This window comes from Rhizobium changzhiense (genome assembly GCF_013087625.1).
Classification (GTDB): Bacteria; Pseudomonadota; Alphaproteobacteria; order Rhizobiales; family Rhizobiaceae; genus Rhizobium; species Rhizobium sophorae.
In genome coordinates, this window is sequence record NZ_JABFCQ010000003.1 from 1,054,812 (window position 1) to 1,076,700 (window position 21,889).

Sequence of the window (21,889 nt, forward strand, 5' to 3'; positions counted from 1 at the left end):
TGATGTTCAGGGCGGCGACAGCATCTGACAAATCCAACGTTTTTCGTCCTGCTGGCAGGCGCAACGTCGCATTTCAATGCAGCATGGCTACAAAATTTGTAATTATCTGTCAACTCTTGTAATCATTTGAGAACGTGTCTATGGTCTCGATCGTAGCGCCGAGGAGGGCGCCAGCGTCGGGTCGGGAGCCCGCCGCATCAGCCGGTGCAAAGGCTGCGCCGGCACAAAAGGGAGGAATTCGATGGCCAAAGAAATACTGTCGCGTGGCGTCACCCGCCGCGCCGTGCTTGGTGGCATGGCTGGTGTCGCGGCGCTGTCTATCGCCGGTCGCGTGTCTGCCGCAGGCGGCGAAGCGCCGGCCCTTGCACAGCTCGCCAAGGATGGAAAGCTGCCGCCGCTGGCTGAGCGCCTGCCGAAAAAGCCGATGGTCGTGACGCCGTTCGAGAAGGTTGGCACCTATGGTGGTTCGCTGCGCCGCGGACTTCGCGGTTCATCCGACCATAACGGCATCCTGCGTATGGTCGGCAACCAGAGTCTCGTGCGCTGGAACCTCGATTTTACCGCCGTGCAGCCGAACCTTGCCGAGCGCTGGGAAGTCAGCGACGACGCAACACAATTCACGTTCCATCTCATCGAAGGCGTGCGCTGGTCCGACGGTCATCCCTTTACGGCCGATGACGTCGTTTTCGCGATCGAAGACTGCGTCAAGAATACCGAGCTCTACAGCTCGACGCCGGCGCAGCTTGCTGTCGCCGGCAAGCCGGTCACCGTCGAGAAGATTGACGACTATACGGTGAAGTTCACCTTTGCTGCGGCCAACGCGCTTTACCTGGAAAACCTCGCCACACCGCTTGGCCAGCATCCGACGCTGTTCCCGAAGCATTACTGCAGCCAGTTCCTGCCGAAATATAATCCCAATATCGAGGCCGATGCGAAGAAGGCCGGCGTCACCAGCTGGACGGAGCTCTTCCGCAGCCGTTGCGGCGACATCGAGATCCCATCGCGATGGGGCAATGTTGACAAGCCGACGCTCGATCCATGGGTGGTCAAGGAGCCCTATGCCGGCGGCGCGACGCGCGTCGTCATGACCCGCAACCCTTATTTCTGGCAGGTCGATACCGAGGGAAACCAGCTCCCCTACATCGATGAAATCAACTTCGGCATCTCGCAGGACGTCGAATCGCTGATGCTGAACGTCATCTCTGGAAAGATCGACATCCAGGAACGTCACATCAGCGTTCTCGCCAACAAGCCGACGCTGTCCAAGAACATGGAAAAGGGCGATTATCGGCTGCTGACGCTCGTGCCTTCGGCCTCGCAACAGTGCCAGATCTACTTCAACATCACCCACAAAGATCCTGCCATGCGCAAGATGTTTGCCGACAAGTCGTTCCGGCAAGCGCTCTCGATCGGCATCAACCGCCAGGAGCTCATCGACATCGTCTATTTCGGACAGAGCGAGCCCTACCAGGCCGGGCCGCGTCCGACCCATCCCTGGTATAACGAAAAATACGCGCGCCAATTCACCGAATTTGATGCCGACAAGGCAGGCGCGATGCTCGATGAGGCCGGCTATAAGAAAGGCGGCGACGGTTTTCGCCTCCGGCCCGACGGCCAGAAGGTGTTCTTCTCGATCGACGTCATTCCGACGCTCTATCCCGACCTCGTCGATGCCCTGGAACTGGTCAAGGCGCATTGGGCTCAGATCGGTGTAGACATGAAGGTCAACACGATCGAGCGGGCGCTCTATTACACCCGCGGCGACGACAACGCCCATGATGCGGCGGTGTGGCCGGGTCCTGGCGGCCTCGATCCGATGCTCGATCCGCGCGATTTCTTCGCCTTCCATCCGCAGGGTTCGCGTTACGCCATTCCGTGGACGCTTTGGTACACCTCCAACGGTGCACGCGGCGAAGAACCGCCGGAAAGCCAGAAGAAGCGCATGAAGCTCTTCGACGAAGCGCGTTCGACGGCCGATCTCGACAAGCGCGGCGCGATCATGAAGCAGATCTTCGACATCGCGGCCGAGGAATTCGAGACCGTCGGCCTTTGCCTTGCCGTCGGCGGCTTCGGCATCATCCGCAACAATCTGCGCAATGTTCCCGAGAAGGAGCCGGATAGCTGGTCCTGGCCCAATCCCGGCCCTGCAATGCCGCAGCAATTCACCTTCACGAGCTGATTTTCGTCTTGAGCGCCGTACCATCAGGTAGGGCGCTTTCTTTCAGTTCGCCCTCCGAGATGCCTTGTCGGTACTAACGGTCGACAAGGCCCGGAAGGCGGCGTTCAACGCAAGAGGCGCCTCATGCTGGTCTTTATCGTCAAACGCTTCCTATGGATGATTCCGTCGCTGTTTGCCGTCAGCTTCTTGGCTTTCGTGCTGATCCAGCTGCCGCCGGGCGATTATGTCACGACCTATATTGCGACGCTGGCAGCCTCCAACGAAATCGTCGATCAGAACACGGCGGCGCAATTGCGTGAGCGCTTCGGCCTCGGCGACCCGATGCTCGTCCAATATTTCAAATGGATATGGGGCATTCTCACGCGCGGCGATTTCGGCATCTCCTTCGAATGGCAGCAGCCGGTCTCGGACCTGATCTGGGAGCGCATGGCGCTGACGCTCGTTTTGGCCCTTTCGACATTGATCGCCACCTGGGCGATCGCACTGCCGATCGGCGTCTTTTCCGCTGTGCGCAAATATTCGATCGGCGACTATTTCTTCACCGCCTTCACCTTTTTCGGCCTGGCTGTTCCATCCTTCCTGCTGGCGCTGGTGCTGATGTACATCGCGGCGGTCGAATTCGGACAGGATGTCGGCGGGCTCTTTTCGCCGGAATATGAGAACGCGTCCTGGAGCTTCGCCAAGATGGTCGACCTCTTCTCGCATCTCTGGCTTCCCGTCATCATCCTTGCCGTCTCCTCGACGGCGAGCCTCATCCGCGTCATGCGCGCCAACATGCTCGATGAACTGCCGAAGCCTTACGTGACCACGGCACGGGCAAAAGGGCTCTCTGAGTTCCGGCTGCTGATGAAATATCCTCTGATGATCGCCCTCAATCCGTTCATCTCGACGATCGCCTGGCTGCTGCCCAATCTCATTTCCGGCTCGGTCGTCGTTGCCATCGTCCTCAATCTGCCGACGGCGGCTCCTTTGCTGCTGCAGGCGCTGATGGCCCAGGACATGTATCTCGCCGGCGCCTTCGTCCTGCTGATCTGCGCGCTGACGCTGATAGGCTCTCTGATCAGCGACATCCTGCTTGCGCTGGTCGATCCCCGCATCCGGTTGGAATAGGAGCCTCACATGGCCGACATCACCGTTACAAACATTCCCCCGGATCGCGCCGCCGTTGCATCGCAGTGGCAGCTCATCTGGTGGGCTTTCCGCCGGCACCGGCTGGCCATGGTGGCGCTTGTCGTCACCGTGCTGATGTATATCGTCGCCCTCATTCCTGGCTTCTTCGCCATCAACGATCCGTACCTGCAAAATGCGCGGGCGACCTTTCACCCGCCGCAGAAATTGCATCTGATCGATACTGAGAACGGGTTCTCCTTCGGCCCGCATTATTATCCGATGAAGCTGACCCGCGATCCGGAAACGCTGGCCGCCATCTACAAGGAAGACACGACGAAGCGTGTCGATGTCCAGTTCTTCGGGCGCGGTTATGAATATTCCGTGTTCGGCCTGTTCAGGACCAACATCCATCTGATCGCCTCGCCCGACAAGACGACGCCGCTGCTTCTCTTCGGCGCCGACAGGCTTGGGCGCGACGTCTTCAGCCGAACGGTGCAGGGCTCGCAGATTTCGTTGTCGATCGGCCTCGTCGGTGTCTTCTTCTCGCTGATGCTCGGCATCGTGCTCGGTGGCATTTCGGGCTACTACGGCGGCCGCATCGATTTCTTCTTGCAGCGGGTGATCGATTTCGTGCTGTCGCTGCCGACGATCCCGATCTGGCTGGCGATGGCCGCCGCCCTGCCGCAGGACTGGCCTGCGACGCTGCAATATATGATGATCACGATCATCCTGTCGCTGACCGGCTGGGCGCAGCTCGCCCGCGTCGTTCGCGGCCGCTTCCTGTCTTTGCGCACCGAGGAATTCGTCGCCGCCGCGAGGCTCGACGGCGTTCGCGAAAGACGCATCATCTTTCGTCACATGCTGCCGAGTTTCGCCAGCCATATCATCGCGTCGATCACGTTGGCGGTGCCGGCAATGATCCTTGCCGAAACCTCTCTCTCCTTCCTGGGGCTCGGTCTGCAGCCGCCGACCATTTCCTGGGGCGTGCTTCTGCGCGAGGCCCAGAACATTCGTTCGATCGCCACCGCGCCATGGCTCTTCATGCCGGGCTGCGCCGTCGTGGTCGCCGTGATGGCGCTCAACCTTCTCGGCGACGGCCTGCGCGATGCGGCCGACCCCTACAACAAATGAGGCCGGCATGACCGATATCCTTCCCATTGCCGGCAGGCCTCTGTTGCAGGTGAAAAATCTGACGGTCGAGTTCCCACTGCGCACCGGCGTCTTTCGCGCCGTCAGCGATCTGTCTTTCTCGATCGAGCCGGGCAAGACGCTCTGTGTCGTCGGCGAAAGCGGATCCGGCAAGTCGGTGACGGCGCGTTCGATCCTACAGATCGTCGATGCGCCTGGCCGCATATCCGGCGGGTCGATCATCCTGAACGATCAGAACGGCGGCTCGATCGATCTGACCAGCCTCAATCCGCGCGGGCGTCAGATCCGAGCGATCCGCGGCCGAGACATCGCCATGATCTTCCAGGAGCCGATGTCGTCGCTGTCGCCAATCCACACGGTGGGCAACCAGATCGTCGAAGCGCTTCGCCTTCACACCCGGATGAGCAAGGCAGAGGCGCGCGCGGAAGCTATATCGCTGCTCAGCCAAGTCGAGATTCCCTCGCCGGAAAAAGCACTGGACCGATATGCCTTTCAATATTCCGGCGGGATGCGCCAGCGCGCGATGATCGCCATGGCGCTTGCATGCAAACCCCAGCTGCTGATCGCCGACGAGCCGACCACGGCCCTCGACGTGACGACGCAGGCCGAAATTCTCGACCTGATCGCCCGGCTGCAGAAGGCCAAGGGCATGGCCGTTCTCTTCATCACGCATGACATGGGTGTCGTGGCGCAGATTGCCGACGATGTGCTGGTCATGCATAACGGCGTCGCCAAGGAATATGCGCCAGTCGAGCAGATTTTTCATGCGCCGAAAGACGACTATACCCGGATGCTGATTGGCTCGGTGCTGAAGCTGGAAGCGAAGGCCGAAATCCGGCTGGCGCGCGCGCCGCTCGACACGACGGCCCCACCGATCCTCGAACTCCGCAATGTCTCGATGGATTTCGGCGAGGTGAAAGCGCTGGACGATGTTTCCATTTCGCTTCTGCCGGGCGAAACGCTCGGCATCGTCGGCGAGAGCGGATCCGGCAAGACGACGATGGGTCGCTCGATCATGCGGCTGATCGATCCGACTGCAGGTGAAATCCTTTATCGCCGCGCCGACGGCGACATCATCGATCTGGCAACGGCAAAAGGTCAGACGCTCGCCGCCGCACGGCGGGAATTGCGGATGGTGTTTCAGGATCCTTTCGGCTCCCTCAACCCGCGCATGACCGTCTCCCAGATCATTGGCGAGCCGTTGCTCGTCAATGGCGTCGCAAAAGGGCGGGCGCTGGAGGAGCGCGTTTGCCATCTGATGGAGCAGGTTGGCCTCGACCCGAGGGCGCGCGAACGCTACCCGCACGCATTCTCCGGCGGCCAGCGCCAGCGCATCGGCATTGCCCGCGCCATCACGCTCAATCCGCGCGTCATCGTTGCTGATGAAGCTACCTCGGCGCTCGACGTCTCGGTGCGCTCGCAAGTGCTCGATCTGTTGATGCGCCTGCAGGACGAACTCGGGCTCGCCTATATCTTCATCAGTCATGACATCGGCGTTATCCGCTACATGTGCGACCGTGTCGGCGTCATGTACAAAGGCCAGCTCGTCGAAATCGGCGACGCGGAGAAGGTCTGCCGCACACCCGAGCACGCCTATACGCAGGCGCTCATATCAGCGATTCCGCGCCCTGATCCGCGTGATCGCGATCAATCGCGGCGCTTCCGCTACGTCGCGCCGGACATTTTGAAGAATGGGAGTTTTCAGCGATGAAAATCACCGGAATCCGCACTTTTCTCATGCATGTCGGTCAGCCCGATCCCGCCAACTGGGCTTCCGACCAACGCTCCGGTAGTGGCGTCTCGAAACAGTTCGGCGGCACCAGAAACTGGCTCTTTCTGAAGGTCGATACCGACGAGGGCATCACCGGCATCGGTGAATGCTCAGGCTGGCCGCGCGTCGTCGAGACGGCGATCCATGATCTCGCCCCACTCCTCATTGGCGAAGATCCGGCCCATACCGAGCGGCTGTGGCAGAAGATGCATATCGCGATGATGGGCCATGGCATGCTCGGAACGGTCGGAGGCGGTGCGATGACCGGCATCGACATGGCGCTATGGGACATCAAGGGCAAGGCGCTCGGCGTGCCTGTCTGGATGCTGCTCGGCGGCAAGGTGCGCGACCGGATCCCGATCTATTCGCATGCGAATACGCCCGAGCGCGCGCTTGCCATCAAAGCGCGAGGCATAAAGGCGATCAAATGCGGCGGCGTCGCCGATCCGGTCCGCAAGGTTGCTGCGCTGCGTGACGCCGTCGGTGACGACATGGACATCGCCATCGATCTGCATGGGCCGCCGTGGCTGACGCCTGCGGATGCCTGCCGGCTGGTGCGGGCGCTCGAACCCTATGAATTGATGTGGGTGGAAGATCCGATTGCGCCGGAGAATATCGACGGCTACCGGCGCATCCGCGACGCAGCACATGTGCCGCTTGCCGCCGGCGAGCGCTCGGCGACCATCTTCGGCGAGCGTGAGCTCATAGAGAAGGAACTGGTCGACATCATCCAGCCGGACACCGGCCGGGCCGGCGGCATCACCCAGATGAAGAAGATCGCGGCCATGGCCGAAGCCCATCATATCCAGATGGCGCCGCATTCGGGTTCGCTCGGGCCGGTGGCGGAATATGCGGCTCTGCATCTGCTTGCAGCGATCCCCAACGCCCTCATCCTTGAGCGGCTCGACGACGACTGGGACGGCCGCCGCCAGACGATCGTGCCGCACCCGCAACAGGTCGACGGCTTGATTGCCGTTCCTGATGGCCCGGGACTTGGCTGCGATATCGACGAGGCCTTCGTGGCGCGCTTCCCCAGCAACGGCAATGTCTCGGTGCCGCAAAGTGCCGGTGCCTACAATCCCGGAACCGACAACGAGAATCTCTACGTGCAGACGCGACAGTCGCGCCGCACCTATTTCAATCGCTAGAAGGACAGAAAGATGAAGATCGACCGCATGCGGGTTTTCATGACCCGCGACAAGGACCGTCCGCGCGTGATCGTCGCGCTCGACACCGATGACGGGCTGACGGGTTGGGGCGAATGCTACAATCACGGCCCCGACAAGGCGCTGCCGCCGCTGCTCGATTATCTCTACGAATTTGTCTCCGGCCAGGACCCGACACGCGTGGAGTATCTCGTCAATCTGCTGATCCAGCAGAGCCGGTTTCCGCCGGGCGCACTTGGCCTTGCCGCGATCTCCGCGCTCGATCACTGCCTGTGGGACCTTGCGGCCAAGGCGGTGAATGTCCCGGTCTACAAGCTGCTCGGCGGCGAAGTGCGCGACCGCATCAAGGTCTATGCCGGTGTCTACACCGCGCCGGATGCGCCGGCGGCGCGCGACGAGTTCGATCGTCTGAAGGAGGGATGGGGGTTCACCGCCTTCAAGCTCAGCCCCTGGCGGATCGACATGCACTCCAACCGCTGGGGTAATGTCGTCAAAGCCTCGGCGGATTATTTCCGCTCGCTGCGCGAAACGGTCAATGACGAATACGAGATCGCGTTCGATGCCCATGCGAAGATTTTCGAGCCGATCGCCGCTCGCCAGCTCGGCAATGCGCTGGCGCCCTATGATCCGCTGTTTTTCGAGGAGCCTCTGCGTCCTGAAAATATCGAGGCCTGGGGCGACCTGAAACAGGGGCTCAACTGCACGCTGGCGACCGGCGAGTCGCTCTATAACAGAAACGAGTTCCTGCGCCTGCTGCAGGTCAAGGGCGCCGACCTCATCCAGCCCGATATCTGCGTCGTCGGCGGCATCAGCGAAATGCGCCGCATCGCCACCCTCGCCGAAGCCTTCTTCGTCGGCGTGGCGCCGCACAACCCGATGGGGCCGCTTGCGACGGCGGTCAATGTCCATTTTTCGGCGGCGGCACAGAATTTCCGCATCCTCGAATACCGGCTGCCGAAGGGACAGGCCTATGTCTATGGCGGCCTCGATATCGAGAAGCGGGAGGGAGAAACCCGTTACGTCGTCGATCCCTATCTGCCGAAGGACGGCTATCTGGAACTGCGTCCCGACCGGCCGGGCTGGGGCGTCGAAATGGACGAGAAGGCGATGGAAGAGGAAGGCTACATCCATTGGCAGCGACGCGTGCCGAAGCGGCCCGACGGCTCCTACGCCTTCGCCTGAGGGCATTGCCCGCTTTAAAAAACAGGAGCTGACCGCCCGGATGGCGCGGCCAGCTCCTGTAGGGCGACGGCTCTAGGCATCTTTCGGCAGCACTGAGCGAACCCTTGCGATGAAGACATGGAAGTCCCGCATGTAAGTGCGAAGGAAATCGGCGGTTTTGTCGTTGGTGACCTCGCCGTCATCGGTGATCAGCCCCGGTGTGAACTGGATGTAGGCTTCCGGGGCATTCATCTGGGGAGAGTTGCAGAAACTGAGCACGCTGCGCAAATTCTGCTGGGCGACTGCCGTGCCAATCGCGCCCGGCGACGTGCCGATCACCGCTGACGGCTTGCGTGTGAACGAGTTGGTGCCGTACGGGCGGCTCGCCCAGTCGATGGCGTTTTTCAGCCCGCCGGGTATGGATCGATTGTATTCGGGTGTGACGAACAGCACGGCGTCGACGGCCGCGATTGCCGCCTTGAATGTCTTGCCAGCCGGAGGGTAGTCGGCGTCATAGTCGTAGCTGTAGAGCGGCAGGTCCTTGAAGGATATTTCCGACATTTCAAGTTCCGGCGGGGCGAGCCGCACCAACGCCTTAGCGAGCTTGCGGTTGATCGAGCCCTTGGCGAGGCTGCCGATGAGATAGCCTACTTTATGCGTGGTCATGGGGTTCTCCAATATCTCGCGTGATAAGGGACGTATCATACGCAAGAATCATAGAAGGGGTTCCTGTCCTTCGATCGCAAGTCACTCATCTCCGAGGAACGTGACCGTCTCGTCGAGCGGGGCGCGGCCTGTTCGGGCGTAACTGACCGTGGGATCTTCGTACCCGATCGACATGCCGCAGAAGAGGATGAGCCCGTCCGGGGGTGACAGGACCTCTGCGACCGTCTCGCGAACCTGCGACCACGCCATCTGCGGGCAACTGTGCAGACCTTCGGCGCGGAGCAGCAGCATGACGGTCTGCAGATACATGCCGACGTCGGCCCATTGGGGTAGGCCCAGGTCACGGTCGATGTAGCAGAACAGGGCGGCGGGCGCGCCGAAACAGTTCCAATTGGCGATTGCTGCCCGCTGGCGCGCCTCCCAGTCCTCGCGGGCAATGCCGAGCGCGCTGTAGCGCTCCTTGCCGAAGGCGGACCGGCGCTCCCCATAGGGGGGCTTCAGCGCGGACGGGTACATCTCGTACTGCCGCTTGTCCCAGGCGTCGCCATGGGCCACGCGCTCGACGGCGGACGTCTTGAGTTCTGCCAGCGGTGCGCCGGTCATCACGTAGGTGTTCCACGGCTGGATGTTCGATCCTGACGGCGACCAAGCTGCGGCGGACAGCACACGCTCAAGCACCTCCCTCTCCACAGGCTCGTCTTTGAATCCGCGCACCGACCGTCGACTTTTGACTGCCTCATATACGTCCATGATCGCCTCCATGGCGCTGGCCGTTCGTTACGTCCATACTCATGGCCGCTTCCTCCTGACTGTTCCGTTCCTGATGTGGTTCATTATCTCCATTCGCAATGGAGGCGTAATCACACCGTGGTGTAGGAGGCGTACATCAAACGTACATCAGGGATCGATGCGTTCGGGGGTATGTGGGCGAAGCATCGCGGGACTCCCGCGCCACGGGCATCCCGGCCTGGAATTACGCCCCCGAACGGCCTCAGTTTGGCGCTTGCTCTCAAGCCGCAGTCATCTCTTCGGAACCGCCTTCTTCGCCATTGCGCTGCTCTTGCCGCGGCGCGCCGATCCTGAGTTGCCTACAAGATCATCTTCCGCAGAATTGGACGCCAATCATGAGCCGCAAGAGCGACGCTTCATCATTTCGTCAGGTGCTCGCGGCTCGGACGCGTTCCACTGGGGAGCGAGGATGCCATCCGAAGATGTCGGCGAGCGTATCGAGCATCGCAGTGGCTGCGGCGGATTGAAGTGAATAGTAGATCGTCTGGGCAGCCCTTCGCGTCTGCACCAGCTCCTGTTCTCGAAGAATTGCCAAATGCTGGGAAGTCGAAGATTGGCTCAATCCCACCTCGTCGGCCAGGACGCTTACTGACATTTCTCCTTCGGCCAACAGATGCAGGATGTGAAGCCGTTTGGCATTCCCCATAGCCGACAGGAAGTTTGCTTCGTTGTCGAAGGCGTTGGTTTCAGGGGAAAGCGCGGCTGACGATTGATTGTTCAAGGCGAGATCTCCTTTGGGGGAACCAAAGCCGGGCACCTGATCATATCCCCGAGCTTTAATTTAGAGATAACGCATGCGTGCGGGGCCGAAACCCATTATCGGCGCCGCATCGTCTTTTCCGGCGCGAATCGGATACGGCGTGCATCAAATGGACAGCGGCGGCAGATCATGTTCGAGGCCGGCATCCTTCGCCTACTACCGCGGGCCGACCTGGCGCATTTGTGCGGGCAGTGTTTCCCAGGCCCGGATCAGTTCGCCGATGGAGGCCGCCTCCATTTTGTGCATGACATTGCTGCGATGCAGCTTGACCGTCACCTCGCTGATGCCGAGGTCGAAGGCGATCTGCTTGTTGAGGCGGCCGCGCGCCACTTCATGTAGGACCTCGCGCTCGCGCTGCGTCAGTGTCTCCAGGCGCTTGATATTGCGCTTGGTGACCGCCGCTTCGGCTCGCCGTTCGGCGTCCATCGCAATGCCGGCGGTCACGGCGTCGAGCAGCGTCTGGTCCCGCACCGGTTTGGTGAGAAAATCCACGGCGCCGGCCTTCATCGCCTGGACGGTCATCGGGATGTCGCCATGCCCGGTCAGGAAGATGATCGGCTTGGAAATGCCGTTTTCGGCCAGATGGCTCTGCAGGTGAAGGCCGCTTGCGCCTGGCATGCGCACGTCGAGGATCAGGCAGCCGGGGCTATCCAATATATCGGCGTCAAGCAGTTCGCGGGTCGAAGCAAAACTGGTCGACTGGAAGCCCGCCGACAGGATCAGCTCCGACAGCGCCTCGCGGACCGATGCGTCGTCATCGACGATAATGACAAGCGGCTGATTTTCGTCATAACTGTGCTGCAATGATAACGGCGCCGATCTCCGCAGCAACGGCTGGTCAACTCTCATGTCACCCTCCATCTGTCGATTTATGCAAAGCGTTGGCAATGGCCGTCAGCAGGGCCTGGGCATCGAAGGGCTTGCGGAAAAATCCACTTGCGCCTTGAGCACGTCCCTGGTCGGCTATCTCGTGGCGGCCCGTGATCATGAATACCGGCAGCTCCGGACGCGACTTCCTCACCAGGTCACGAAGTTCGAAGCCGTCGATGCCAGGCATTCCGATATCGGTGATCAGCAGGTCGAGGTCCGACAGCCCGTTGACGAGCAGCGAGCCCGCTGATGAGAAGCTGCGGGCCACATAACCCGCAGATTCCAGAAGGTCGCCCATCGATTCAAGCAACCTTGGATCGTCATCGACAATTGCCACGACGTGTCTTGTCTTGTTCATGTTTCAATTCCCTCCCACTCGGCGCGAGTGGGTTATCGGTATTTCCAATCTCTCCGCGATCCGCACCAGATCGGCGAGTGATGCCGCCGCCATTTTGTGCATCACGTTTCTTCTGTGGATCTGCAGCGTGACTTCGCTGATCCCCAATTCGGCTGCGGCCTGCTTGTTGAGAAGGCCGCTGACGACCAGCGGCAGCACCTCGCGCTCGCGCGGCGTCAGGTCGAGATAGTGTTGTCTGAGCATGTCGATCTCGGCGCGCTCGGCTCTCTTTTCCCGATCCTGAGCAATCGCCGCATGGATTGCCGCCATGAGATCCGCATCGCTGAACGGCTTGGTCAAGAAGTCCACCGCGCCATGCTTGATCGCACGCACGGAGGAGGGAATGTCGCCATGTCCCGTAATGAAGACGATTGGCGGATGATCCCTGTCGGCGATTTGTCTCTGCAGATCGAGACCGTTGATGTCAGGCAGCTCGATATCCAGAACGAGGCAGGCGGGCACATCCGGCTTGTCCGCTCTCACGTAGTCGCAGGCCGATTCAAAGGCAATGGCGTGCATGCCGTGCGAGTCCAGCAGCTCGACGAGCGCTTCCCGCATACGTTCATCGTCGTCCACGATGAAGACGATATGGTCGTCGGCCGTCATAGCGCCGCCTTCGTTTCAATAGGCAATGTGAAGATCAACGTCGCTCCGCACGGATTGTTCTTCTCGGCCCACAATCGCCCGCCGTGCAGTTCGACGATCGAGCGGCAGATGGCCAGCCCCATGCCCATGCCTTTTTCCTTGGTCGTAAAGAACGGCTCGAACATCTTTTCGGGAAATTCGATGCCCTGGCCGCGATCGCTGATCTCGGTCTGGAGGATATTCCCGATCTGGCGTACGCGGATTTCAATGACCCTGTCGCCTGTCGTGGCGTCCATTGCCTCGATGCCGTTGCGGATGAGATTGATCAGAACTTGCTGGATCTGGATGCGGTCGATTGCGATGAGCGGAAGGGTGGCGTCGACCCCCACCTCCATCCGAACGTGACGACGCCAGGCCTCGTCGGCCATGAGGTTGCGCGCTTCGTTGACGATACCGGAGAGCGTCGATGGGGTCCTCCTGTCTACGGATTGCTTGAACAGAGCGCGAATGCGGCTGACGACATCCGCCGCCGAGTTGGCATCCCGGATGATGCGCTCGACCGTCCTCTGTGCCCGCTCCATATTCGGCGGCTCGGCCATGAGCCAGCGCTGGCAGGCGTGTGAGTTGGCCACGACGGCCGCGAGCGGCTGGTTCACCTCGTGCGCAATGGAGGCTGAAAGCTCGGCCAGGCTCGCCACTTGGCTCGCCCGTGCCAGACCCTCCCGCGCTCGACGCAGATCTTCCTCCGCGTGAACCTCACCGTCGATATCAAGGCAGATGACATTCCACTGGACGATGGCGCCTTCGGCATTGCGCATCGGTGCCGCACGCGTCTCGACCCAGCGATATTCACCATCATGGCGCCGCAGACGGTGCCTGCGCGCATAGGGCTCGCCAGTGGACAATGAATGGGCATAGTTTTCCTTGACCCCTGCCAAATCGTCGGGATGAACACCGGCATCGAGTGTGCCGTCCAGCCGGGTTTTGCCCGTTCCATCCAACTCTTCGAGATTATAACCGAGGAAGTCCCGCAGTTGCTGGCTGCGATAGATCGGTTCTCCATCGGGTGCTGCGCAATCGATCATTGCCGGCAGCGTTTCAACGAGCTGCCAGAGCGATCGTTCTCTCTCCCGCAGTGCCTCCTCGACGCGCAGTTGATCGTCGATGTCATGCGACAGACCATACCATTGGACGATCCGGCCGCTCTGATCCCGCAGCGGCTCCGCGCTGCCCTTCACCCAGCGGTAGACGCCATCGGCGCGCCGCAGGCGATACTGGCTGGAGAAGCGCTCTCCCGTAGCAAAGGAATGGTTGAGCGCTTGCTCGAGGCTGGCTGCATCGTCGGGATGGACCGCGGCCGCGATGAGCGCCGCCAGTCGGCCGACGCCCGGCTTTTCCATATCGGCAATGTCGAGACCCAGAAAATCGATCAGGCGCTGGTTGAAGAAGGTCGGAGCGCCTTCCGGATTGAGCCGCCAGAGCAGGCTCGGAACCATGTCTACGAGTTGCGAAAGCTCCCGCTCCCGGTCGCGCAGTGCTTCCTGCGCGCGCATTTCATCGTCGATATCGACGGATATGACATACCATTGCATGATCGCGCCGCTTTGATCGCGTAGCGGCTCGGCTCGGCCATCGACCCAGCGATAGGCTCCGTCGAAACGGCGCATGCGATATTTTATCGAGAAGGGATCGCCGCTGGCGAGGGAATGATGAACCGTCTCGAGCAACCTTGATGCGTCGTCGGGATGGACGAGGGTGTGGATGACCGAGGAGAGGCGGCTCATGCCGGGCCTATCCATATCGCCTACGTCGAGACCGAAAAAGTCGATCAAGCGCTTGTTGAAGAAGACCGGTTCGCCTTCCGGCGTCAGGCGCCTGATCTGGGCCGGGACCATGTCCACGAGCTGCGACAGCTCGCGTTCGCGGTGGCGCAACGCTTCCAGCGCGCGCACCTCCTCGTCGATGTCGAGGGAGACGCCGTACCATTGCACGACCGTTCCGTCGTCATCGCGGCGCGGCTCCACCCTGCATTCGGCCCAGCGGTAGACGCCATCCTTTTCAAGCCAGCGGAACCGCATGGCGGTGCCGCCGCCGGTTTCGAAACAATTACGCAGCGTGCGCTGCACGTCGGACGCATCCTCGGGATGGACCAGCTGCTGCAGGAGCTCGTCGATGCGCGGTTCGGCCTGCGCGTCAAAATTGGCGATGACGGCGTGGAAATGATCCTGGTAGCGTTTGTTGAAGTAGATCGATCCGCCTGTCGGTTCCACGCTCCATATGCGGACCGGCACGGCGTCGATCATCTGCTGAAGCTGCCGTTCGCTCCGGCGCACGGTCTCTTCGGCATGCACCTGATCATCGATATCGTGACAAAGGCCGTACCACTGGACGATGTTTCCGGCCTGATCGCGCATCGGCTCGGCACGGCTCGACATCCAGCGATAGAGACCGTCGGCGCGGCGCAGCCGATACCGCATGACGAAGGTCTCGCCGGTGGCGAGGCAATGGCGAAGGGCGTCCCTGAAACCGGCAGTATCATCGGGATGAACGGTGGCCTGCAGGACGGCCTCCAGCCGGCTCATGCCTGGTCTGTCGGAGTCCGCCACGTCAAGACCGAGGAAATCGACCATCCGCCTATTGAAGAAGGTCGGCTCGCCCTCGGGCGTCAGACGCCAGACATGACTTGGAACCATGTCCACGAGCTGCGAGAGCTCCCGTTCCCGGTCGCGCAACGTCTCCACGTTTTGGTGCAATCTGAGCACTGCCAGCTGGTGCTGTCGCGATATGGCGGCGACAATCAGCGCCGAAAATGCCGAGATGGCCAGAAACAGCTGCAGCATGATCTGATTGTGTCTCTGGGATTCAGGATCACCGGCAAATTGGCTGGCGCCTGTTATCGTGAATACCGCCGTGATCAGAGCAAGCAGAGCGAGCGATACGGCGGCGCCCTTGAACTCGAAACGGACCGCGGCCCAAAGAAGAGGTGGCATGATGATATAGGCGAAAGGAAGGTAGCCGCTCAGCGAAAGAGCTGCGACACCGAGAAAGATCAGCCCCAGGACGCAGGCTTCCACCCATTGCGCGGCCGAGAACTCCGTCTTGCTGCGCCAGCTGTGAAAGAGGACCAATGCCAGCGGTGCGACGATGAGGACACCGGTTGCGTCGCCGATCCACCATAGCGGCCAGGCCGTCGTGAAGGATTGCGATTGGATCGCGAACCAGGCAAGCGTGGCACTTCCCACGGTCGCGCTCACGATCGGTGCAATTCCGGCAGCCAGGATGACGAATGTGAGAACTTCCTGCAGAGTTTCCAGCTGACCCGGATGCTTCAAGGTCCGGTTCACCAGCCATGCCGCGACCATTGCTCCCAGAGCGTTGCCGACATAAATCAGGAAGGCCGCAGCCACGGGGCTATAGAACCACAGGAAGTTGCTGAACATCTCTGCCAGGCAGCCCGCCAGGATCCACCATGGCCAGCTGCGCCTGGAGGCGAGGATGAGCGTAGCGACGAAAAGCCCGCCCGGAGGCCAGATGGAAATACCCGTTCCCGGCACGATTGCCAGCGACTGTGCGAAGCCGCAGGCGAGTACATAGGCGAGAAAGAAAAGCCCCAGATGCAGGAACTGGGGACGGTGCGACCAGACGCTCAGCATCAACTGCTCCTGCCGGACAGAGAGAACCGGGGGATCGTCGGCATTTCTTGCAGCAGTCGTTCTCGATTTCGGGGCTGGCGAGCTCATGTTACGAAGCGTAATCCCGCCGCACCACAACCGCAACTCATGGAAACCCATGCATTGCGCGGGAATGTAGCCGGAATTTTCGGGAGAACGACGGATCGGAAGACTGTCCTGTTTCCCGATGGCGGATCCTAGACTTCAGGCTGGTTCCGCTATGCCCTATGGCTGGGGCGCCCGACCTCGGGCACGATTGAAGGCGTCCGGCTTTCCGGTCATTGTCGATGCGCGCGAGACATCGCAGTTGAGATGCAGCAGAGGATGCCGATATGAAAATCACGGTGGTGGGAGCAAGCGGCCTCATCGGAACGAGGCTCAGCGAGAAGTTGCGCCGATCGGGCCACGACGTCGCGGCCGCATCATTGTCGCTTGGCGTCGACACGGTTACCGGCAAGGGTCTGGACGTGGCGATGGTGGGAACCGAAGTCGTTGTGGACGTGACCAATGCCGCATCGTTCGGTGACAGTTCGGCGTTCGATTTCTTCAAGGCGTCGACGAAGAATTTGCTCGCAGCTGCGGCGGAAGCCCGTGTCCGGCACTATCTCGCACTCTCCGTCGTTGGCACGCCGCGCCTCGTGGAGAGCGACTATTTTCGCGCGAAAATGGTGCAGGAAAATCTCATCCGGGCGTCAGGTCGACCCTACACGATCCTCCGCTCCACGCAATTTTACGAGTTCATAAACGGATTGATTGACATCGGTGCTGACGGCAATGTCTTTCGGTTGCCATCGGCCTTCATGAGGCCGGTCGCAGCCGGGGATGTCGCCGCATTCCTGGCGGAACTGGCAGCCGGCGCTCCCTCGGGCGATGTCGTCGAAATCGGCGGCCCGGAGCAGTTCGGCATCGATGAAATCGCCCGGATCTATCTCGCCGCGAACGAAGACGAACGGCAGGTGATAACCGATCGATCCACGTCGTATTTCGGAGTCGAACTGACCGACGACGCTCTGATTCCCGGCGCCGGTGCCCGCGTGGCGCGCCAGACGCTTCCCGACTGGCTCTACCAATCGATGGGGGAGTAGGCCGTGCGGCTTTTCTTCCGGCCGGTAGGAGACTTAAAATCGACCCGCCACAGAACGTCCATCTGGCTGCGATTAGAACCCTCAAAGGCTCACCGCAATCTTTAAATTGAGATGAGCGGGGGTTTCAAGGCTTGCCTCCTGAAAGATTGGCGGCGGGTACAATAATGAGCGAGCATATTCCGTGTCGGTTGAGCAGCGTCTAACCCAGCCGCCTAGATCAGTGCTTCGGGGATGCCCCAAGGTTGACAAAAAGACATCCATTGCCGATCTCTATCTGGGTCAGAAGGTCGGCCCTTACCTCTTCGCCAACAACCGCTTTTATGTGCCGCCACTTTTGGCTCTTCGGATGTGCGGGCACCGGTACGCCTTCTCGCAAGAACAGCGTCACTTCAGGAGCTTCATCTGATTTGTAGATGCAAATTCTCACCGGCTCACATCCCTATTAACAGCAAATATTGTGCACTGCAAAACAAGGGATGGCAAACATTCATTTGCCGGGTAAGTCAAGTTTGGGCCGGTGTAGACCCGTGATCCTGAGGCGCCGCCCGATGCTGAGGACGGCGTCCGTAGGTCGAGGGGCGCGACGCCGGAGGTTCGGATGTTTTCACCTAAGTCGCCGGGGTTCATCACAACGAAGCACTCAAGAAACCTTCATGAAGCTCAGGGTTGAAATGGCCGCGACCGGCTCCAAATCCCGTCGGCGGTAGTCGAAACGCGAGGGGAGGGCGCATGGGCAACGCGCATATCGATCGGATCGGCCGGGGCAAATCGGCCTTGGGCTTCATTCTCGTCATTTTCTGCCTTCTGTCCTGCTGTCAGGTATTGGCGGCGCCCGCCGATATCGGCGGCCTGACGGTGACCCTGCCCGATGCCGCTTCCGGCTGGAGGAAAGCGGGCAAGGGCAATCTCTTCATGCTGCAGAAGGATTTTCCGGAAACGGAGGATGACAAGCGCGGCAGTGCTTTAATCCAGATCACCAAGCCGCTCTCGGCAGCGCGCAATTCTCTGCAGGCCGGCATGAAGACCTTCGTCGCGACGCTTCCCGACATGGCGAAGGAAGATATCCTGATCAAGCATTATGGGGTCACGGTGAACGGCTACGACATTCGCGTGGAAGAACGCTGCTGCGTCCATCAGAAGAACGTGACCATCGACCAGATCGTCGTCGGCATCGCCGGCGACAAGCGGCAGACCTATCTGCAGCTCGTGCTGCTGAATGTGAACGGCGACAGAAGCAGTAGCGCCGAGGCCGATTTCGCAGCGCTTGTGCGATCGGTGAAGCTTGATCCTGCCGACAAGGATTTCGATCTCGTGCCGGCGAGCGACGACGGCGGGCTGGACGGCGTTTTCACCCATCTCGATACCGGTCTCCGGCCGAACGTCTTCGGCGGCATGGATTTCTATTCGGACAGCACGATCACCATGTTCGATCCGAAGGGCCAGTTCAGCACGGAGCTGCCGAGGGCCGGCCGGAGCATTGCCGAACATTGCAGGGAGACCCCGACCGATTGCGGCCTCTACAAGCTTGCCGGCGGCGGTTTCTTCTCCTCCGTCGGGTCGATCGAAATGCGCCGCGTCACCTCTGCCTACGGCACGATCGAGATCGAGACGAAACCGTTCTCGAAAAAGGGCGAAGACCTGGTGATTGCCGACGCAGACTATCGCGTCGTACCGCCATTTGATGAGGGCACGACGCTCGACGGCGAATGGGTATCCACCTTCGCCTCGAGCGGCATGACCGCGACCTCATCGGGATCGGTGGCGTCCAGCCATACGCTGACGCTTCATCGAAACGGTACTTTCGAACGCACAGGCTGGTCCGGCGCCTCGATGACCAACGAAATCGGCGGATCGCGATCGGGCGTCACCACATCAGGCAACCGGCCGGGCGCAAGCGGACGCTACAAGCTTTCCGGCTACCGTCTCGACCTGACCGACGCGAGCGGCAAGACGGAAAGCATGAGCATATTCGAACCGGACAAAGGTTCCGACGGGCTTCTGGTGATCAACGGCAACAACTACCTGAAGGATGACGGGAAATAGCCGGACAGCGCCCAACATATTGACGAATTTGGATTTCTACGGCGAATTCATTGACCTCCCGCTCGGCTTGAAAGCCACCCGGCTTATCAGTCATTTCGTGCCGATGGACTTGCTCATACCGCTTGAATCTGCCTGACGTCGCCGGCCGTCTCGGCGGGCTGAAACGGGCGGTTTGGTTAAGCATTTGTAAATTGGTAACGAATCGAGGCATATAGTAACTGCGCAACTGAAGCGCTTTCGTTCAGAATTGCGCAGTTACTTGGGAAAAAGATCATGCAGCCGAGTCTTGCTCTTCAAGACGATCAAGAGCACCTCCCGTCGCTTCTGGCAACAGATGCGAAGGAGTTATCCTATCAACTTCAGCAGCATCAGGCAAAAATCTTCCCCCCGCTGTCGCAAAAAACCATCAGAACATTTTCGCCGGCGGAAGCTGCGGCCTTCATCGGCATCGGTGAAGGTTATCTCCGCCAGGTAGCCGCCGACGGCCATGGGCCTGATCCGCTCGCAAACGGACGGCGGCTTTACAGTGCAACGGATATGGACCGGATTCGCAGGGTCCTCGATGAGCGAAACGGAACGCCAAAATATGTGCCGGCCCGCCGGACGGGCGAAAAACTCCAGATCATCTCCGTGATGAATTTCAAGGGCGGCTCAGGCAAGACCACCACCGCGGCCCATCTGGCGCAGTTCATGGCGCTCAGGGGCTACCGCGTGCTCGCCGTCGACCTCGATCCGCAGGCCTCCTTGTCCGCCTTGTTTGGCCACCAGCCGGAGTTCGACGTTGGAGAGGGCGAAACGATCTACGGTGCGATCCGATATGAGGAGCCGCGCCCGATCGCTGACATCGTGCGCGCCACCTACACGCCCAATCTGCATCTCATTCCGGGCAATCTCGAGCTGATGGAATTCGAGCACGAGACCCCAAAGGCGATGGCGTCGGGGACGGCGGAGACGATGTTCTTTGCCCGCATCGGCGAGGTCCTGACGGAAATTGAAAGCCTTTACGACGTCGTCGTCATCGACTGCCCGCCGCAGCTGGGGTTCCTGACGATGTCGGCGCTCTGTGCGGCAACCTCAGTCTTGATCACGGTCCACCCGCAGATGCTGGATGTCATGTCGATGTCGCAGTTTCTGACGATGACGAGTGAGCTGATGTCGGTCGTCGAAAAGGCCGGCGGGCGTACCAGCTATGACTGGATGCGCTATCTCGTGACGCGGTTCGAACCGAATGACGGACCGCAAAGCCAGATGACCGGCTTCATGCGGGCGATCTTCGGCAATCGAATGCTCCACAACGCCATGGTGAAATCGACGGCGGTCGCCGACGCCGGCGTCACCAAGCAGACACTCTACGAGGTCGAGCGGTCGCAGTTCACACGCGGAACCTACGATCGGGCGCTGGAATCCCTCAACCTCGTGAATGGCGAGATCGAGGCGCATATTCGCTCCACCTGGGGGAGGAAATAGATAGATGGCGCGCAAAAACCTCATCGAAATTTCCGCTCCGAGCCCGGCAAGGGCGGATGCGGTCGCGCCGCGCGATAATCGTCCGATCGCCGGATTCGTGCCGCAGGAGCGCAGTGCCGCGCCGGTCGGCGGCATTACCAAGACGCTCGGCAACATTACCGAGAAAATGGAGCGGGCGAGTGAGCTGGAACGGCAGCTTGCCACCGGCCAGACCATCGTCGAACTCGATCCCGGCCTGATCGACGCTTCCTTCGTCAGCGACCGATTGGCGATCGATGCGACCGAACTTGCGCAGCTCGTCGAGCAGATCCGCGAGCATGGGCAGCAGGTTCCGATTCTTGTCCGCCCACATCCCGAAACCAGGGGACGCTATCAGGTCGCCTACGGCCATCGTCGCTTGGCTGCCGCCCGAGAAATTGGCATCAGGGTGCGTGCGGTCGTCCGCGATCTCACCGACGGTCAGCTGGTCGTCAGCCAGGGACAGGAAAACAGCGCTCGAACCAATCTCTCCTACATCGAGCGTGCGCTCTTCGCATCGCGGCTCGAGGAACGCAGCTTTGGCCGCGATGTCATCATGGCGGCTCTCGGCGTGGACAAGGCGGCGCTGTCGAGAATGCTGATCGTCATACGACAGGTCCCCCTGGGGCTCGTCAACGCCATAGGTGCGGCACCTGATATCGGCCGCCGGCGATGGTTGGAACTGGGCGAGCGGCTTGAGAAAGCCGATGTCGAAAAGATCATCGCGGAGTTGTCCGCGGACGACGCGCGCAAAATTTCGAGCGACGAGCGGTTTCAGCGGGCACTCGTTCTGGCAACGAAGAAGACGACTGCACCGAAGCCGGTGGTGGCTAAAACCCAGGTTAGTGGCGTGCCTGTCATGATCAAGAAGACAGCATCCGGTGCGACCTTCGTCTTCGACGGCAAGACGGCGCCCGGTTTCGATCAATTCGTCCAGGAAAGGCTGAAGGGCCTGTTCCAGGAGTTCAACAAGGACAGAGGAGCGTAGCGCGCAAAAGAAAA

The 21,889-nt window shown here is 60.7% G+C and carries 17 protein-coding genes; 10 read left to right on the top strand and 7 right to left on the bottom strand.

Going from position 1 to position 21,889, the window contains the following annotated elements; genetic code table 11:
• The first annotated feature begins 241 nt into the window (after nt 1-241).
• From G9X68_RS19940 to G9X68_RS19965, 6 genes are all read left to right on the top strand, one after another.
• Nucleotides 242-2,179 (top strand): ABC transporter substrate-binding protein, encoded by a 1,938-nt coding sequence (locus tag G9X68_RS19940; protein WP_171603855.1) that lies wholly within the window; start codon nt 242-244, stop codon nt 2,177-2,179.
• 123 nt (nt 2,180-2,302) lie between these two features.
• Nucleotides 2,303-3,289, top strand: a complete 987-nt coding sequence (locus G9X68_RS19945; RefSeq protein ID WP_168308234.1) for an ABC transporter permease — start codon at nt 2,303-2,305, stop codon at nt 3,287-3,289.
• A gap of 9 nt (nt 3,290-3,298) precedes the next feature.
• Nucleotides 3,299-4,420, top strand: a complete 1,122-nt coding sequence (locus G9X68_RS19950; protein ID WP_077976955.1) for an ABC transporter permease — start codon at nt 3,299-3,301, stop codon at nt 4,418-4,420.
• A 7-nt stretch (nt 4,421-4,427) separates the two neighbouring features.
• Nucleotides 4,428-6,149 carry an ABC transporter ATP-binding protein gene (locus G9X68_RS19955; RefSeq protein WP_171603856.1) on the top strand — a complete coding sequence of 574 codons (1,722 nt, stop codon included), beginning with the start codon at nt 4,428-4,430 and terminating at the stop codon, nt 6,147-6,149.
• On the top strand, nt 6,146-7,357 hold the full coding sequence (locus G9X68_RS19960) for a mandelate racemase/muconate lactonizing enzyme family protein (RefSeq protein WP_171603857.1): 1,212 nt from the start codon (nt 6,146-6,148) through the stop codon (nt 7,355-7,357). The genes G9X68_RS19955 and G9X68_RS19960 overlap by 4 nt, the downstream gene beginning before the upstream one ends.
• 12 nt (nt 7,358-7,369) lie before the next feature.
• Complete coding sequence (locus G9X68_RS19965; protein WP_094088189.1) at nt 7,370-8,557, top strand: galactarate dehydratase; 1,188 nt, start codon at nt 7,370-7,372, stop codon at nt 8,555-8,557.
• A gap of 72 nt (nt 8,558-8,629) precedes the next feature.
• On the opposite strand, the gene G9X68_RS19970 is transcribed toward G9X68_RS19965, so the two are convergent.
• The 7 genes from G9X68_RS19970 to G9X68_RS20000 form a co-directional block, all read right to left on the bottom strand.
• Nucleotides 8,630-9,202 carry an NADPH-dependent FMN reductase gene (locus G9X68_RS19970; protein ID WP_171603858.1) on the bottom strand — a complete coding sequence of 191 codons (573 nt, stop codon included), beginning with the start codon at nt 9,200-9,202 and terminating at the stop codon, nt 8,630-8,632.
• Between the two features lie 81 nt (nt 9,203-9,283).
• Entirely contained in the window at nt 9,284-9,952 is a 669-nt protein-coding gene (locus G9X68_RS19975; protein ID WP_171603859.1) for a nitroreductase, read from the bottom strand.
• Between the two features lie 406 nt (nt 9,953-10,358).
• Nucleotides 10,359-10,712, bottom strand: a complete 354-nt coding sequence (locus G9X68_RS19980; RefSeq protein WP_171603860.1) for an ArsR/SmtB family transcription factor — start codon at nt 10,710-10,712, stop codon at nt 10,359-10,361.
• A gap of 195 nt (nt 10,713-10,907) precedes the next feature.
• Nucleotides 10,908-11,600 (bottom strand): response regulator transcription factor, encoded by a 693-nt coding sequence (locus tag G9X68_RS19985; protein WP_171603861.1) that lies wholly within the window; start codon nt 11,598-11,600, stop codon nt 10,908-10,910.
• 1 nt (nt 11,601) lies between these two features.
• Nucleotides 11,602-11,979 (bottom strand): response regulator transcription factor, encoded by a 378-nt coding sequence (locus tag G9X68_RS19990; RefSeq protein ID WP_168267667.1) that lies wholly within the window; start codon nt 11,977-11,979, stop codon nt 11,602-11,604.
• Nucleotides 11,980-11,982: 3 nt separating this feature from the next.
• Nucleotides 11,983-12,624, bottom strand: coding sequence for a response regulator transcription factor (locus tag G9X68_RS19995; protein ID WP_171603862.1), 642 nt, complete (start codon nt 12,622-12,624; stop codon nt 11,983-11,985).
• Nucleotides 12,621-16,256 (bottom strand): PAS domain-containing protein, encoded by a 3,636-nt coding sequence (locus tag G9X68_RS20000; RefSeq protein WP_171603863.1) that lies wholly within the window; start codon nt 16,254-16,256, stop codon nt 12,621-12,623. The genes G9X68_RS19995 and G9X68_RS20000 overlap by 4 nt, the downstream gene beginning before the upstream one ends.
• A 350-nt stretch (nt 16,257-16,606) precedes the next feature.
• Here G9X68_RS20000 and G9X68_RS20005 point away from each other — a divergent pair, with 350 nt between their 5' ends.
• From G9X68_RS20005 to repB, 4 genes are all read left to right on the top strand, one after another.
• Entirely contained in the window at nt 16,607-17,359 is a 753-nt protein-coding gene (locus tag G9X68_RS20005; protein ID WP_171603864.1) for an SDR family oxidoreductase, read from the top strand.
• Between the two features lie 729 nt (nt 17,360-18,088).
• Nucleotides 18,089-19,402: a hypothetical protein gene (locus G9X68_RS20010; protein ID WP_171603865.1), complete on the top strand. Its 1,314-nt coding sequence runs from the start codon at nt 18,089-18,091 to the stop codon at nt 19,400-19,402.
• 273 nt (nt 19,403-19,675) lie between these two features.
• On the top strand, nt 19,676-20,869 hold the full coding sequence (gene repA / locus G9X68_RS20015) for a plasmid partitioning protein RepA (RefSeq protein ID WP_171603866.1): 1,194 nt from the start codon (nt 19,676-19,678) through the stop codon (nt 20,867-20,869).
• A 4-nt stretch (nt 20,870-20,873) separates the two neighbouring features.
• Nucleotides 20,874-21,875 (top strand): plasmid partitioning protein RepB, encoded by a 1,002-nt coding sequence (gene repB, locus G9X68_RS20020; RefSeq protein ID WP_171603867.1) that lies wholly within the window; start codon nt 20,874-20,876, stop codon nt 21,873-21,875.
• The last annotated feature ends 14 nt before the right edge of the window (nt 21,876-21,889 follow it).